Source organism: Brachyspira sp., assembly GCF_029258575.1.
Classification (GTDB): domain Bacteria; phylum Spirochaetota; class Brachyspiria; order Brachyspirales; family Brachyspiraceae; genus Brachyspira.
Genome location: NZ_JARHYI010000072.1, coordinates 1 through 16794, shown reverse-complemented (window position 1 = coordinate 16794; position 16794 = coordinate 1). Strand labels below are relative to the sequence as shown.

Here is a 16794-nt window from a genome sequence, read left to right as displayed (position 1 = left end):
AATTAATATCACAAAATAATAATATAATAAGTCAAGAGCAAGCTGCTATTTTAGTAAAACAAGCTAACTACTTGAATATACTTGACTATATGAAAGAAGAGCAGCTTATTAAACAGATAGATTATGAAACAGAGAAAGAAAACTTTTTTAAGCAATGTTCAAAAACAAAAAGCAATCACACAAAAAGACAGTATAAAAACGGACTTAATAAATTAGAAGAGTATTGCCGTATGAATAATAAAAATATTTTATTTATTAAAGCAAGAGAAGCTGATGATTTTATAACTGAAGTCAATTCAAGCGAGCTTTCTAATTTAAGTGTACGTGCATTAGTTTCTTCCTGTTCTTCTTTCTTTTCATTTTTAGAAAGAAGATATCCATTTATGAAAAATCCTTTTCGAGGTACAAAAACTCGTCCACCTGTGAAAAATAAAAAAAGACTTGAAGTACCAACTAAAAAAGAAATTGAATTAATAATTAAAGATATATCAGATCCTCTTATAAAAGTGGCCGTCATTTTTATAATGGAATGTGGTGTGCGTGTTGGTGCTTTGACTAATTTAGAAATTAGAAACAATCCTACAGGGACACATTCGTTTAAATATTATTCTTATTCAAAAGGGAAAGAAATAAGCTGGAAAGTTACTGACAAAGTTATTAAATTATTAAAACAGAATAATCTTTCTTTTAATAATCCTTTCAAAAACAAAAGCTCTGAAGTGATAAGAAATATTTTTTATAGGAGTTCAAAGCGTTTATATAATCAAGGCAAAATAAAAGCCGCCTACTCTATACATGATATAAGCCATTATTTTGCTGTTACTTTATATAAACAAACTAAAGATATAGAGTTTATTAGACAGGCATTAAATCATAGCAGTATAGCTATAACAGGAATATACTTAAAAAGTTTGGAAGTAGAATAATATTTTAGTTGCGATAATTACTGTTATCGCAACAGAATTACTAAAGTCTTTAATTTATTTTTTGTTATCACATATTGCAATTCTAACTAAAGCTACAATACCAATTCCAACTCCAATTCCAACTCCAACACATAAAGGTCTCGAAAAAGAAGAAATAATAATCCTTTGATGAGTATTTGCTTCTTTTTGGAATTTTAACACAGTCTTAGATAATAATTCTTTCTCTTTATAAGTTTTGGCATTTTTGAAACCACCCATATAAGCTTGAAATATTTGGTCATTTTTACTTCCTTTTATTATTTCAGGAGTTAATTTAGATACATTATTTACTAGATTATTAATATCTATAGGTTTGAGTATTTGATTAACATTGTTTTCATTCACTACCTCTATTTCTGCTTGAGCAACTTCTTTTTCTTCTTTTGCTTTTATTTCTGTTTGAGCAACTTCTTTTATATGTATATGTGCTTTATTAATACTATTCATTTAATTCTCCTTGTTTTTTTCTTTTAATACTTTAGAAATATAAGATTGTGATAAACCTGTTATAGAAGCTATAGAAACTTGAGTCATTCCTTCATTTCTCATTTTTAATATATCTTCTTTTTTTATATCCCTTTCGTTATTAATATCTTTAATATATTCAGAAGATAATTTAAAAGATATATTGTCTGTATCATTTATTTTTATATTAAAATTCTCTCTATCTTTTTCTATTATTATCTTTTCATAAGATAATAATAGTTGTTTTAAAGTTAATTTTAATAATTGCAAAAAAATGATGTTTATCATTATTATATTCCTGAAATATTAGTTATATTCTATAGTATAATTAATATTTTATATTTTGTCAATAGTTTATATAAGAAACCGATAATAAAAATATATTTTTTGACAAAAATGCAATTCTTTAATATAATACAAAAATAATAATATTGGGTATAATTTTTATGGAAAAAGATAGACAAGAAGAACTATATAAATTTATTTCTATAGATAAACTTGAATTAGATAAAGAAAATCCAAGAATAGCAAAAAAAGATAGGAATAAAGATGATTATGATATTTTAAAAGGAATGTGGAAAAGTTTTTCTTTAGAGGATTTAATAATATCAATAGATCAAAATGGTTTTATTCCAGCAGAACCATTAATGGTAGTAAAAAAAGATGATGAAAATGATAAATATATTGTAGTTGAAGGTAACCGTAGATTATCTGCTGTTATGTTATTAACTGATAAAAAATATAAAAATGATTCTTTTTTTGCAGATAAATTGTCTCCATATAAAAATCAAGAAATTAAAGAGTTACCATGTTATATATTTGATAAAAAAGAAGATATAGAAAATGCATTAGCTGTTAGACATATAAGCGGTATTAAGAAATGGGATGCTAAGGAAAAAGCAGAGTTTGCAATTCGTTTATATAAAAAAGAAAATAATATAAAAAATGTTACTAAAATTATAGGTAGTAAAACTAATACAATAGGAGCATTAATATATTCATATTTTTGGTTAGAATATTTAATAGAATCAGAGGAAAATCGAAGAAATGATTTAGAAAATTTATTTGAAAATAAATTCTCTCTTTTAAATTTAGCATTAGGACAAAGCAATATAAGGAATTTTTTAAATATTAATGATAAATGGGATACTATAGATTATAATGTAAGAAAATATGAGAAAGGTAGTAAAGAATATGATAATATGCTCTATTTGTGTTTATGGTTATCTGATTATAAAATTATTTCAGATTCAAGACAAATAACAGGCGGAAAAACTAATCCTGTATCATTATCAGCTATACTTGCTGATAATGAAGCAACAAATTATTTAAAAATTAGAACAGATGCCAATTCTGAATTACCTAATTTATTAGTAGAAGCTTATAATAGAATAGCTGTTGATTCTAATCTAGTAGTTAGATTTGAAGAAACTTATAATAAAATAAATCAATTAATGTATATTTATAAAGATAAGAAAAATAATTTGAGTGATAAAACAATAGAAGAAATAAATAGATATTGTGATAACATAAAAAATATAGTATCTACTAATAATTAAATCTGGATAAAAAAATGCCAAAATTTGATATTTTAAATGATGAAAAAATATTAGAATTAGAATTGTTGATATATAGAAGTAAAAATAATTTATTTAAAACTATTGATGATTTGATTATAGATTTAGATATTTACAGTACTAGTGAATTTGAGGCTAATGAAGATTTAAATAGTTTTAATGAAGAAGACGAAGAAAATATATTCTTATCTGATATTGAATTAAAAAAAGATCAGCTAAAAAAAGAATTAGATAATTTGATAAAAGTTTTTGATTATAAATTACCATTTAATTTTAAAGATGATATATTGGAATATAATGTAAAGGATATACCAAATAAATCCTATTTATTTTCTTTATATCTTGCAAAAAATGGTGCTGGTCCAGATAAGGAAAAAAATATAACTTCAGATGATTTTGGAAAATATTTTGAACATATAACAGAAGTAGCATTAAAAAAAAGTAGACCAGACTATAGTATAAAAAGAATAGAAAATGTAAGAAATGAACTTGAAAAAATATGTAATGAGTTAGGAATACATTTTAATGGTTTAAATAGACTTGATGAAAATGCACAAGATGCAGGAGTAGATTTAATAGCATATAGAAAAACACATAAAAATGCTTTGAGAGGGCATATAATATTAGTTCAGTGTGCTGCTGGAAAAAATTATAAAAAAAAAGATAAAGATATTAATATAGATCATTGGAAAGAATATATAGGTTCTTTATATACTCATTCAAAAATGATTTCTATCCCTCATTTGTATTTTATAAGAGAAAATCATCAATTAGGTGGTACGAAGTTAGGGGATGCTGGAGAAATATTTGATAGAATTTGTTTACTTCAATTTATAGATGAAACTAAATTAAAAGAACAATATAAAGAAACTTATGATATTATTCAAAAATATGAGTGGATTAAATGAAATTTATAGATTTATTTGCAGGTATAGGTGGATTTCATTTAGCATTAAATAAATTAGGATATGAATGTGTTTTTGCTTCTGAAATAGATACTATTTTGCAAGATACATATAATAAAAATTTTGGTATTATTCCTTATGGAGATATATCAAATATTAGTTTAAAAGATATTCCTGAACATGATATTCTATGTTCAGGATTTCCATGCCAACCTTTTTCTAAAGCTGGTGAAAGAAAAGAAACAGAAGATGCAAGAGGGTTATTGTTAAATTATGTTGAAAAAATAATATTAAATCATAAACCATCTTTTTTTATATTAGAAAATGTAGAAAGATTTGGTAAATCTAAATTAAAAAAAGATTTTACTAACAAAGTAGAAAGTTTATACAATATACAATATATTATAGTATCTCCAGATCAATTAGGTATACCACAACATAGACCTAGAATATTTATAATTGGTCAAAAAATAACTAATTCTATAATAAAAGATATTAATAAATTAGAATACAAAAAAGTAAAGAAGAATTTTTATAAAATTAAATGTCATAATATAAAGTATGTCGAAGAAAGCAAATTATCGATATTAAAGTTATGGCAAAATATTATTAATGAATTACCAAAAGATGAAAATATTTGTAGTCCATTATGGAGTACAGAATATATGGCTACATATCCATTTATAGATAAAGCTACTATAAAATATTCGAGTTCAGAACTAAACAATTATAATGGAATATATGGTGCTAGTTTAAAAGATTTAATAAAAAATGAACAAATAAATTTACTCCCTAAATATTCTAGAACTAATTCTGAAAAATTTCCAAATTGGAAAATAAGATTTATAAAAAATAGTAGAAATTATTGTTTAAAAAATAATAAGGTATTCTCTAAATATATAAATGAATTAAGTAAATTAAGTTTAAGTCATCAGAAATTAGAATGGAACATAAAAAATAATGATTCCAGAAATCTGCATGACTATATAATACAATTTAGACCATCAGGTATTAGAGTCAGTAAAAAAGATAGATTTCCATCTTTAGTATCTATTAATTTAACACAGATACCTATAGTATCTAGTGATGGAAATAATTTTAGATATATAACTACAGAAGAAGCATTAACATTACAATCTTTCCCAAATAATTTTATTTTACCAGAAGATTATTCAAAAGCATTTAAAGCATTAGGTAATGCTGTTAATGTTGATATAGTATACCAGATAATTAAATATATAACTAAAAATTAAAATAAATTAATTATCATAATCAGCATTATTTATTTTTATAACTTCATCATTAAATTCTTTCAAACGCCCTATTCCAATAGTAGTTTTTAAGTTTATTGGTATATATTTAAATATAGTATTTCCAAATGTAAGTTTGTATCCTAAAACCTGTAAAATTAACATTAGAATTAAATATAACATCTTTAAATTTTGTGCAGTCATTACTTACAGTATATTCATTATCCCTTATATATACATTTTCAAATGATACATTTTTACAAAATTTGACTAAAGCACATTTTCTAGCATATTGTCATATTCCTTCTTTTTTGGAACTTCTTCAAGTATTTTATTCTCTTCTTCATTCCAATCTGAATGACACTCTATAGCTTGGCTTTTATCCTTATCATCTTTCTTTTTTCTGCTAGCTCCAACTCTAGTACTTTCAGTGTTTGGTCTAGCTCTGCCTCTATTATCTTTCTTTTTTATTTCTATTATTTATTCCTTAAAACCAATAATGAAAATAATAATAACATTTTAATTAATAAAATTAGTTATAATAAAATTAGTTATAATGAAATAATAATATCATATGATACATTTATAAATAAACAAAAAAAATCTATAAATAGTGTTATAATAGATAATAAACAATTAAATCAGATCATAGAATTATTCACTATAAAATCTAAAGAATGGGAATATGAAGACGAATACCGTATACTTTTTTATGATGAAGAAAATAAAAATCCTAATGGTAGAAGTATTGATTTACCAATAAAAAGTATCTGCTTCGGAGTACAGACATCAAAAGAAGATAAAGAACTTGTATACAATATAGTAAACTCAATAAATGAAAAAAGACTTGATTATAATAATGATATAATTAAACTGTATCAGGCGGAACTAGATGACAATGAGCTTTTTAAGATTAATATAAAGCCTTATAAACATGGAAAAATTAAGGAATAATTTTAATTCATCTATATTTTAAAATATTAATATTTATAAAAATGCAGTTCTTCGCAAAGCGTATTCATGTTTATCAAAAATATATAACAAAGCCCCAACTATAAAAACAAAATTATTGTTACTATAAAATTACCGTTTTATATTTAGAATACAATGCAGTTGAGTGCATAAATAAAAAATAATAGAAATAAAAAGTAAATTCGTATTAATTATTTTTCTCTATATATTTACTGTCTATATCATTTATCATCTTTTTAAATTTCTCTTTAAGCAAAGCAGTTCTCTTCTTCTGCCACATAGTATATATAGCTATGATGTAGCATATTAAAGATACCACCATCATAAATAAAAATCCTACGAAGTATGAGAAATTGGAAGCTAAATATCCCATAATGAAAGGTATGAATAAAGCAGCAACACCTGTCAAAGCCTCATTGACAGCAACATTACGAGGAGCATTGTCTTGATCGGCTAAAGCATAATAAAGTCCGAAGAAATAACCAAAACCACTTACAAAACCCAAAAACATAAACGCTAATAAAAATAGCCAGAAATTTTTAGTGAATGTGATTAAAGTTAAAGCTGCAGGGGTAAGAAGCCCTATTATGGTAAATACTCTTTTTTTCTCCAAAAATCTTAAACAAAAAGCGGAAGATAAAGAACCAACTGCCATAAAAGCCGATAAACTTCCAACTAATAAAGAAGATTCAGACTTTGAAAAACCAATTACATTTATACCATAGTCCAAAAACATAAATCTCAAAGTATGCAATACCATAGCTCCTACAAATATTATAAGCCATCCTATATGTACTTTATATCTTGGAGCACGCATAAAAGGTATATTCCAATTTATTTTTTTGTTATTGGCTTTAAATCTCAAATGTCTTGAAAGATAAAATAGTATAAACATTATTATACTTACAACTATAACGAAGTAGAATCCCAATTTATAGTCGAATTTATATATGAATCCTGTGATAGTAGGACCCACAGCAAATCCTAAAGACCAAGAAAATATAAATAAAGCCCCGCCTAATGTAACAGGTAAATCTTTAGATACTACATCCAACGATGATTGAAAACATACAAAAAATATTGTGGAACAGCAGCCGTACAAAAAAGAATAGAATAAAGACATTTCAGGCGGAAGAAATATTAAACATGCAATTGCAATGATCATTTGAAGTATAGCTTCAATATATATTAAATTCGTATAATATTTTTTTTGTATTTTTATACGAGAGAAAGTACCAGCAGTGAGCATCATACCCATACCATAAGAAACTGCTAAAAGGGATACGAAGAAAGGACTTGCTCCAGATATAGAAGCATTTATAACTAACACTGTACTAAATATACTTGAACATAAATAAAGCAAAAATGGCATTGAATATACTAATAAAGTCATTATTTTTACCCTAAATAAATTTGTATGTAATTGTCAATACTATATATCATTTATAGAAAAAATGTATATATTTTTTTAATTTTTTTATTTTATTTTTAGAAAATAATGATTTTTTCTTTATAAAATAAACATAGTATACATAAATATTATAATTTAAGCATTATTATGAAAATATTTTTCAAGTTTTTCATTATCTATATTGATACTTATAATTTTCTTACTGCTTTTCTCACCTTTCAATATTTCAACATCTCTTTTTTTTATATCAAGCTCATCAGCCAAGAAATCAATTATAGCCTTATTAGCCTTGCCATCTATAGCCTTAGCCATAATGCGAATGGAATAAGCCCCATTCTCGAATTTAAAACTATTGGATTTAGCTCCCGCTGTTACTTTAACTTCTATGTTCATGATTCTATTTTTTATTAATCTTACATATATTTGTGAAACCTGCAGTAGGAACTCCTAACCCTCTTATAAGCCTAGCCCAATAATTAACCTGTGCTGCAGTGGAAGCTAATATTAATATGGCACGCTCTGAATATACTTTTTTTACTTCTGTGATTAATTCCTCGGATATTATTACAGGTGTTTTTGTTATGGCTGATATGTATTTTAAAGCTGTTTTTTCTTTTTCTGATATAGTAAGGCAATTTTCTATATCTTTATTTTGTAAATATTTTATTTCTTCTTCGGTTACATTTTCCTTATCATATTCAAAACTGTTCATATCTATACAGAAAGGACAGGCTATATCTATGGATATTTGTATTCTTATGAGTTTTAAAAGTCTTTTAGATACTTCCTTATCATCATGAGTTATTAAAGACTCCATTACCCCTGAACTTATAGCAGTTTTAGGATTCCAAGCCAAAATCTTTGGAAGGAGTAAGTCTTTTTTCACTTTCTTTTTTGCTATCCATATAGGCAGTTTTAAGAAGAATGGTATTTTTTTAGGTGGATTGATGTATGCAGAAGTTTCGCTTTCAAAATAATTGTCTTTAGTGCTTTGTATATTAAGATTTATATTATCCATAGAATTATCCTTTAAAAAATTCATTTTAGCATTAAAAAATAGCTTATATTTAGTAGATGTATTTTTATATCATTGAAAATCACATTTTTTTATAATAATATATATATAATTATTTACAAGAGGTTTAAATTTCTCAATTATCATTTATAATATAAAATTAATAATTTATATAAGGTTATTATGAAAAATATTAATAAATACCTACAGGAAGTAGATGAATATATAAAAAATAAAAATTATAATGATGCATTTTCCTTATGCAATAGCATTTTATCTATCAACTCTAATAATATAGAAGCTATATTCAAAGCTGGATACTGCTGTTATAGATTAAAAAAATATGATATATCTATGATGCATTTTATAAGAGCTTCTTCATTAGAGAAATTTAATACCAATAAAGCAATATATAAATATTATATAGGAAGATGCTATGATTCTTTAGGCGTTTATAAAGAGGCATTGGAATATTTTAAAAACGCTTATGATCTGGATAATAGTAATAAATATTATACTCTATGGCTTGGTATAACATATTCCAAAACTGCTGTTAATGATAATGATTATAATAATTCATTGATGTATTTATCTATGTCATTAGGCTCAGAAGATTATTTGGTTTATGGATATATTGGCTATTGTCATATTCAACTTAGAAATTATGATAAAGCTATTATGCATTTAGAGAAATCTGTTTTACTTAAGGATAATGATTATTTAACTAGATATTATTTGGGAAACACATATTTTTTACTTCAGGCATATGATAAGGCTTTAGAGCATTTGAGCGAATCGGTTAAATTAAAAGATGATGATTTTGATAATTGGTTTACTTTGGGCTTATTATATGAGGTTATAGGGGAGAATATACTTTCAGATGAATGTTTTGAAAAGGCTAGAAATATTGCTTTAAATAATGATGATATTGAAGAGGAGCTTGATTGTTTTATAAAGCTTACCGATTCTCAAAGCGATGAATATTTAAATTATTTATATCTTGGAATTTGCTATGCCAAATTAGAAAGCTATAAGAATGCTATTCATTATTTATTAATATCTATAGAGTTAAATGATAGCGAAAGTAATTATTTAGCCTATTATTGGATAGGGTATATTAATTATATAGATAGCGAATATGAGGATGCTTTAAAATATTTTGAGAAATCTATAAGTTTAAACAATTATGAGTATAATCATTTAATTTTATTATGGATGGGCGATTGTTATTTTAGATTGGGTAATTATAAGAGGGCTTTATTTAATTTAAAAAGATCAATAGACTTGAAAGATGATGAAGCGGAAACTTATAAAATAATAGCAGAATTATATCTTAAAACAGAAAAAAAAGATAAATATCATAATTATATTACTAAATACAAAAAACTTATTAAAAATAATGAAGATAATTCAAGGCGATTATCAAATGCCAATAATTATTTATATGAAATGGATAATGCTTTAAATGATGATAGTAATGATAGTTATGAAAATAATATATCAGAAAATAAAATGGATATAAAAAATATTTATAATAATGCTTTAGGTATTTACAATGAAAATATAGTAGATGATGAGGGTTATTATAATTCTAAAAAAATAGAGATAACTTATTTTATTAATTTATTATTTCAGGATATAGAAAATAGTGATTTATATAATTTATATTCATTTAATACAGAAAAAAAGAGTTATATAGATTTTAATAATTTTAATATAGATAATTTTTTATCCTATAGAAAGATAATTAATAATTCTGTAAAAAATAATTTTGATAATACTCATTTTAATAAAATAATAAAAAATATTGTATCCGATTTTGATATACAATATGGTATTATAGATATAAGAGATAAAAAAGATACTTTAAAAATGATAAATAACATAGAAGAGATATTTGACTATACTTCCGCTTGTATATTAAATTCCATGTATTCATGCTATCAAAAGCATGATATAGAACTTTATCTTATATTGATGGAGTTAATGGTAAATAATTTATAGATATAAAAAAGCACATATATAATTAAATTATTATATATGTGCCTAATAATAGAGTTATATTTATAGTTTAAAGAACTTCATAAATTCTTGTAATGAATTAGCTTTATTGAGTAAATCTTTTGAGGCATTTACAAGAACATTATTTATTTAAGTAGTACCATACATTTCTGATACCGCTCTATTAACATGTTCAACTCTAGCCTTCTTTTCTACCTCTGCCGAACTTATACTTTTCATTATATTTGCAGTTTCATCAATTTTTATTCTTAAATAGCAAATATTTCTTGAGAATGCAAAGAATTACTGGTACTTTAAATTCTAAATTTATTCATTTTATTACTCTTACACTTAGTATAGTAAAAAAATATCATTCGCTTGAAATATACTAATTTTTTTGGATTTTTCTTTATTTTATAAAAAAAGTAGATTTTTTAAATTGAATTAATAATTAAAAAATAATCATTAATGGCGGATAAAATCCGAATATTATAAAAATCTTTTAATCTAAATTTATGGTGCCTAATTATGAATATTTATATAAACGGAAAAGAATTATCCGTAATGTTTGAAAATGAAACAAATGCTTATGAAATTTTAAAACCTATAGAGGAGTGGTGCAATTCTAATGATTTCTTAATAAATAAAGTTATTATAGATAATAGAGAATTACAGCCTTATATTGATGAAGAATATGAAACCATACCGATAGAAGGCATACAGAAAATAGAGGTTGAGGCATTAAGTCAGGCAGAATATTCTTTGTATTCTATTATGTCAATCGTGGAATATATAGAAAAAGTATTAAATACAGTTTCTTTAGATGAAAAAGATATAGATAATTTAAAAGATGGTATGTATTGGGTACTAGATTCTATACCTAGAACTATATTTCTTTTTAATATGAGTTTGGAGTCTTATGGTCTTATTCATATATTGAAAATGCTTGAAGTGAAATTAGAGAGATTGAATACAATATCTGATAATATTGAAAAGGTTAATGAGTTTTTTAATGATGATTTAAAACCATTTATAAATGAAAAAATGATTCCTACTATGAATCTTATTTTGGAAGAAGCTAAAATAAATACTATATTTTTATTTGCAAGTAATATTACAAACAGTAATGCTCTATACAAAGTTGGTAGTCTTCCTAAATTCCTTCCTTTAATATTGGATATATTGGATTCTATAGTAAATAAACTTCAATCTGGAAATGATAAAGAGGCTTTTATATATGCTGAGAAATTTTCCCGTATAGTGAGTTTTTCTTTCAGTATACTTTCAAATGTAGCTTCTATTTATTCTATAGATTATTCTGAAATATCATTGAATTTTGTAACTTTGACAGATGCCATTAATGATTTTAATGAGATGATGAATAATGTTTTAGATGCCTTTTCTAATGAAGATTATATATCAATAGCCGATTTGCTTGAATATGAAATCAAAGAAAGAATAGAAAATATTATGAATTATATACCACTTGTAGAGGAACATATTGAAAAATTCAATGTTTGATTTTGAAGAGGACATTAATAATTTCAAGCCTATGGCTGAGAGAATGCGTCCTCTTTCAATAGAAGAAGTTTTCGGTCAGCATCATATATTAGACAAAAATAAAACTTTAAGGAAAATGATAGATAATGATAAAATTACATCTATGGTTTTCTTTGGTCCTCCTGGTGTAGGAAAATCAACTGTTGCATCAATAATAGCAAAAAAAACTAAAAGCGAATATATAAAACTAAATGCTGTACTTTCAAATGTTTCTGAGATAAGAGAGGCTATAAAAAAAGCTGAAAAAAATTTAGAGAATAGAAAAAAGACTATACTTTTTATAGATGAAATACATAGATTCAATAAAAGTCAGCAAGATTCTTTACTTCCAGCTGTAGAAAACGGATCTATTACTCTTATAGGAAGCACGACTTTAAATCCGTATTTTTATCTTAATAACGCTCTTCTTTCGCGTATAATGCTTTTTGAGTTTAGAAATCTTGATGATAATGATATAAGAGATGCTATATTAAAGGCTATCACAGATAAAAGAGGTCTTGGTGAAGATGATGTTTGTGTTGAAGATGAGGCTGTTAATTTGATAATTCGTTATTCTCATGGAGATGTTAGAAAGGCTTTTACATATCTTGAAGCATCATTTTTAGCAACTCAAATAGATGAAACTAAAGATAAACTTACGATAACTGAAGAGATAGTAAGAGATGTTACAAGTAAGCAGTCAATCACTTTTGATGAAGATGAGCATTATAATACTATAAGTGCATTTATAAAGAGCATAAGGGGAAGTGATCCTAATGCGGCAGTTTATTATTTGGCTAGGATGCTTGAAGCAGGAGAAGATCCTAGATATATAGCAAGAAGATTATGCATATTAGCCTCTGAAGATATAGGACTTGCTGAGCCTAATGCTATAAATATTGCTGCTTCTCTTGTAAGTATAGTTGATTTTATAGGTATGCCTGAAGGCAGAATTCCTTTATCTGAAGTTACTATATATTTGGCTTTATGTCCTAAATCTAATTCTGCTTATAATGCCATTAATAAGGCTATAAGAGATATAAGAAACGGAGAGCTTTATTCTATACCTAATTATTTGAAAGATAATAATTCATCTTCATTCGATAGAAAAAGTGATGAAGAATATAAATATCCTCATAATTATTCTTATCATATAGTAAAACAGGATTATTTAGAGCATGGAGTAAAAAAAGAATATTATGAACCTGTGGATATAGGAGAAGAGAGAGAGTTTAAAAAACGTTATGAGTGGATTATGAAGCATATATAATCTTTTATTCAATATTTTAATATCTATTTATTCATTTAAATCATAATCACAAAATTATAATAAATATATATTTAAAAGACTTATATATAGAGATAATGTTCTATTAAAGTGTATATTGATAAAATACTTAACTTTTATTATTAATAATATAAAAAATATAATATAAATGTAGACTAATTTTTTAACCAATTTATTTTCTTAATAAAAACATACCCGTTCAAGTTTTTTAGGTATAGAATGATATTTTAATAATTTAAGAATTTAATTTTATTATTTTTCTTTAATAGCATTTATTGAAGTTTAAATTATAAAAAATGTTAATCATTTTTATAAAATATGCAATATTAATGAATAAAATCTTGACTTAATCGTATATTTATGGTAGCATTATAATTGAATTTTATATGTTCGCGTATAGGATATTATTTTAATTTAGGAGTATATTTATGGCTGTAAAAGTAGCAATAAATGGTTTTGGACGTATTGGACGTCTAGTTTTTCAGGCATTAGTGGAACGTGGTTTATTAGGTAAAGAAATTGATGTAGTTGGTGTAGTAGATGTTAGCACTGATGCTGAATATTTTGCTTATCAATTAAAATATGACTCAGTTCATGGCAGAATGAAAGCTGATATATCAACAGAAGGCGAAGATGTATTAGTAGTTAATGGATGCAAAATAAAATGTATAGGTGCTACTAAAGAATTAAAAGATCTTCCATGGAAAGATTTAGGAGTAGAATATGTAATAGAATCTACTGGTCTTTTCACAGAAAAAGAGAAAGCAGAAGGTCACATAGCTGCAGGTGCTAAAAAAGTAATTATTTCTGCTCCTGGTAAAGGTGATTTAAGAACTTTCGTTTATGGTGTAAACCATGAAGAATATAACCCAGCTGAACATCATGTAGTATCTAATGCTTCTTGTACTACTAACTGTTTAGCTCCTATAGTTCATGTACTTCTTAAAGAAGGTATCGGTATAGAGACAGGTCTTATGACTACTATTCACTCTTATACAGCTACTCAGAAAACAGTAGACGGTCCTTCTAAGAAAGACTGGAGAGGCGGACGTGCTGCTGCATGCAATACTATTCCTTCTACTACTGGTGCTGCTAAAGCAGTTGGCGAAGTATTACCAGTTACTAAAGGTAAATTAACAGGTATGAGTTTCAGAGTAGCTACACCAGATGTATCTGTTGTAGATTTAACTTTCAGAAGTGAAAAAGAAACTTCTATTAAAGAAATAGATGTTCTTATGAAAAAAGCTTCTGACACTTATTTAAAAGACATTTTAGGTTATTGTAATGAAGAATTAGTATCAAGCGACTTCATACATGATTCTAGAAGTTCTATCTATGACTCATTAGCTACTGTTCAAAACAACTTAAAAGACGAGAAGAGATTCTTCAAAATCGTTTCTTGGTATGATAATGAATGGGGTTATTCTAACAGAGTAATTGATTTATTATTATACATGTATAATAAATAAAATATTAAGTTATAATAATTGATTATGCTATAATAAAAGGGTGTTATATTTGATTATAGCACCCTTTAAATTTTTAATATGCAGCTAAATAATATTAAAAGGAGTTAATACCATGAAAAAATCAGTAAAAGATATAGACATTAAAGGTAAAAAAGTCATAATGAGAGTGGATTTCAATGTACCTCTTGATAAAGAAACTAACTCTAAAATCACTGATACAACGAGAGTAGATGCTGCTATGCCTACTATAGAATATATACTTTCTCAAGGTGCTTGTCTTATACTTATGAGCCATTTAGGAAGACCTAAAGGGGAGCATAATCCTAAATATTCTTTAAAACCTGTATTTGATTATTTAAAAACTAAACTTCCTAACAATAAAGTTTCTTTTGCTAATGATTGTATAGGCGATGAAGTAAAGAAACAGGCTTCTGAATTAAAAGCAGGTGATGTACTTCTTCTTGAGAATTTGCGTTATCATGCTGAGGAAGAAAAAAATGATGCTAACTTCTCTAAACAATTAGCTGAATTAGCTGATGTTTATGTTAATGATGCTTTCGGTACTGCACACAGAGCACATGCTTCTACAGCTGGAATCGTGTCTGCTAAAGTTGGTATGCCTGCAGTTGCTGGTTTCTTAATGGAGAAAGAGATTAAATATTTAGGAGATGCTGTTGCTAATCCTGCTCGTCCTTTTGTTGCTATAATTGGAGGAGCTAAAGTTTCTTCTAAAATTTCTGTACTTAAAAACTTACTTAATAAAGTAGACACTTTAATAGTGGTAGGTGGTATGGCTTATACTTTCTTTAAGGCTCAGGGATTAGAGATAGGTTCTTCTTTATGTGAAGATGATTATATTGCTACTGCTAAAGAGATTATGGAAAAAGCTAAAGAATTGAATAAAACTTTATATTTGCCTGTTGATCATATTGTAGCTGATAAATTTGATAATAATGCTGATGTAAAAACAGTAGATTCTAATGCTATACCTGCAGGATGGATGGGTATGGATGTTGGTCCTAAAACTTTGAAAGAGCTTGAAGATATACTTAAGAATGCAAAAACAGTTGTTTGGAATGGACCTTTAGGGGTATTTGAAATGGCTAATTTTGCTAAAGGTACTTTTGAAGTTGCTAAATTCATTGCTAATTCAGGAGCTGTAAGTATTATAGGCGGCGGCGACAGTGTATCTGCTGTTAATAAATCAGGTGTTGCTGATAAGATGACACATGTATCTACAGGCGGTGGTGCTTCTTTAGAGTTCCTTGAAGGAATTGAATTACCTGGTATCGCTGTATTACAGGATAAATAATAAAATAATTTTAATAATTAATAGAATAAAAATAGTGAGCCTCTGATAGCTTTAGCTGTCAGAGGTTTTTATGAATCTAATTACATTTGCCCTCCCTTTAGATTTGTTGTTTTATTCTTTCATTTTTGTATACACTTTTTTAGTATTTAAATAGATATTGTAAAAGCCCACCCAAGTTTTTATTAGATTATAAATTTGTATAAACGCACGGTGAGTGCATATTTATTTATAATTGAGATTTGAATCAGAATTTAAACAATATTTGAAATTTTGCTATGCGTGCGTATTATGAATTTTCGATAAAAAAACAACCAGGGTGGGTGTTAAAAATTCTATTTAAGCATAAAGAAATAAAACATGAAAATTGCATATTACAATTATAAATATATAGGGCGGGGATTTAGAGTAAATTTAAATATATGCATGAATTTTAACTGTATTTTAACATTGTGAATTTATAATGATTTCCAATAATATATTTTTTTAAAATTAAATATATTTGCACGGGAGCCAGAGATATTTCCTTTAAGTATTCCTTATTTTTTTGAAGTATAACATAGGAGTATCATAATTTAAAGCGGAATGTATTCTTTTATGATTCCAAAAATTATTATATTTTATTAAT

At 25.6% G+C, this 16794-nt stretch carries 16 protein-coding genes; 10 read left to right on the top strand and 6 right to left on the bottom strand.

Annotation, left to right across the window (positions count from 1 at the left end):
• The coding region (locus tag Q1J76_RS06020) for a tyrosine-type recombinase/integrase (protein ID WP_300368298.1) at positions 1 to 926 on the top strand (926 nt) is incomplete at its 5' end.
• A 54-nt stretch (positions 927 to 980) separates the two neighbouring features.
• On the opposite strand, the gene Q1J76_RS06015 is transcribed toward Q1J76_RS06020, so the two are convergent.
• Positions 981 to 1412, bottom strand: coding sequence for a hypothetical protein (locus tag Q1J76_RS06015; protein WP_300368295.1), 432 nt, complete (start codon positions 1410 to 1412; stop codon positions 981 to 983).
• The gene (locus Q1J76_RS06010) at positions 1413 to 1718 is read right to left on the bottom strand and encodes a hypothetical protein (RefSeq protein WP_300368292.1); all 306 of its coding nucleotides are present in this window, start codon (positions 1716 to 1718) and stop codon (positions 1413 to 1415) included.
• A gap of 158 nt (positions 1719 to 1876) precedes the next feature.
• Here Q1J76_RS06010 and Q1J76_RS06005 point away from each other — a divergent pair, with 158 nt between their 5' ends.
• The 3 genes from Q1J76_RS06005 to Q1J76_RS05995 are packed head-to-tail and all read left to right on the top strand — an operon-like array spanning position 1877 to position 5165.
• Complete coding sequence (locus Q1J76_RS06005; RefSeq protein ID WP_300368289.1) at positions 1877 to 2989, top strand: ParB N-terminal domain-containing protein; 1113 nt, start codon at positions 1877 to 1879, stop codon at positions 2987 to 2989.
• A gap of 14 nt (positions 2990 to 3003) precedes the next feature.
• Positions 3004 to 3915: a hypothetical protein gene (locus Q1J76_RS06000; RefSeq protein WP_300368286.1), complete on the top strand. Its 912-nt coding sequence runs from the start codon at positions 3004 to 3006 to the stop codon at positions 3913 to 3915.
• On the top strand, positions 3912 to 5165 hold the full coding sequence (locus Q1J76_RS05995) for a DNA cytosine methyltransferase (protein WP_300368283.1): 1254 nt from the start codon (positions 3912 to 3914) through the stop codon (positions 5163 to 5165). Before Q1J76_RS06000 ends, Q1J76_RS05995 begins: the two co-directional genes overlap by 4 nt.
• Before the next feature lie 6 nt (positions 5166 to 5171).
• Here the strand turns inward: Q1J76_RS05995 and Q1J76_RS05990 are convergent, their stop codons facing one another.
• Entirely contained in the window at positions 5172 to 5327 is a 156-nt protein-coding gene (locus tag Q1J76_RS05990; protein ID WP_300368280.1) for a hypothetical protein, read from the bottom strand.
• Between the two features lie 207 nt (positions 5328 to 5534).
• On the opposite strand from Q1J76_RS05990, the gene Q1J76_RS05985 reads away from it, so the two are divergent.
• Positions 5535 to 6116, top strand: a complete 582-nt coding sequence (locus Q1J76_RS05985; protein WP_300368277.1) for a DUF2971 domain-containing protein — start codon at positions 5535 to 5537, stop codon at positions 6114 to 6116.
• 205 nt (positions 6117 to 6321) lie between these two features.
• On the opposite strand, the gene Q1J76_RS05980 is transcribed toward Q1J76_RS05985, so the two are convergent.
• The 3 genes from Q1J76_RS05980 to Q1J76_RS05970 form a co-directional block, all read right to left on the bottom strand.
• On the bottom strand, positions 6322 to 7527 hold the full coding sequence (locus tag Q1J76_RS05980; RefSeq protein ID WP_300368274.1) for an MFS transporter: 1206 nt from the start codon (positions 7525 to 7527) through the stop codon (positions 6322 to 6324).
• Positions 7528 to 7680: 153 nt separating this feature from the next.
• Positions 7681 to 7938: a DUF167 domain-containing protein gene (locus Q1J76_RS05975; protein ID WP_300368271.1), complete on the bottom strand. Its 258-nt coding sequence runs from the start codon at positions 7936 to 7938 to the stop codon at positions 7681 to 7683.
• A gap of 4 nt (positions 7939 to 7942) precedes the next feature.
• Positions 7943 to 8563 (bottom strand): carboxymuconolactone decarboxylase family protein, encoded by a 621-nt coding sequence (locus Q1J76_RS05970; RefSeq protein ID WP_300368268.1) that lies wholly within the window; start codon positions 8561 to 8563, stop codon positions 7943 to 7945.
• A 180-nt stretch (positions 8564 to 8743) separates the two neighbouring features.
• Here Q1J76_RS05970 and Q1J76_RS05965 point away from each other — a divergent pair, with 180 nt between their 5' ends.
• The 5 genes from Q1J76_RS05965 to Q1J76_RS05945 all read left to right on the top strand — a co-directional run bounded on the left by Q1J76_RS05965 (position 8744) and on the right by Q1J76_RS05945 (position 16169).
• The gene (locus Q1J76_RS05965) at positions 8744 to 10564 is read left to right on the top strand and encodes a tetratricopeptide repeat protein (protein WP_300368265.1); all 1821 of its coding nucleotides are present in this window, start codon (positions 8744 to 8746) and stop codon (positions 10562 to 10564) included.
• Positions 10565 to 11089: 525 nt separating this feature from the next.
• Positions 11090 to 12082, top strand: coding sequence for a DUF8042 domain-containing protein (locus Q1J76_RS05960; RefSeq protein ID WP_300368262.1), 993 nt, complete (start codon positions 11090 to 11092; stop codon positions 12080 to 12082).
• Complete coding sequence (locus Q1J76_RS05955; protein WP_367182086.1) at positions 12075 to 13370, top strand: replication-associated recombination protein A; 1296 nt, start codon at positions 12075 to 12077, stop codon at positions 13368 to 13370. Before Q1J76_RS05960 ends, Q1J76_RS05955 begins: the two co-directional genes overlap by 8 nt.
• A gap of 446 nt (positions 13371 to 13816) precedes the next feature.
• The gene (gene gap, locus Q1J76_RS05950) at positions 13817 to 14857 is read left to right on the top strand and encodes a type I glyceraldehyde-3-phosphate dehydrogenase (RefSeq protein WP_300368256.1); all 1041 of its coding nucleotides are present in this window, start codon (positions 13817 to 13819) and stop codon (positions 14855 to 14857) included.
• A gap of 112 nt (positions 14858 to 14969) precedes the next feature.
• Positions 14970 to 16169 (top strand): phosphoglycerate kinase, encoded by a 1200-nt coding sequence (locus Q1J76_RS05945; RefSeq protein ID WP_300368253.1) that lies wholly within the window; start codon positions 14970 to 14972, stop codon positions 16167 to 16169.
• Positions 16170 to 16794 lie beyond the last annotated feature (625 nt).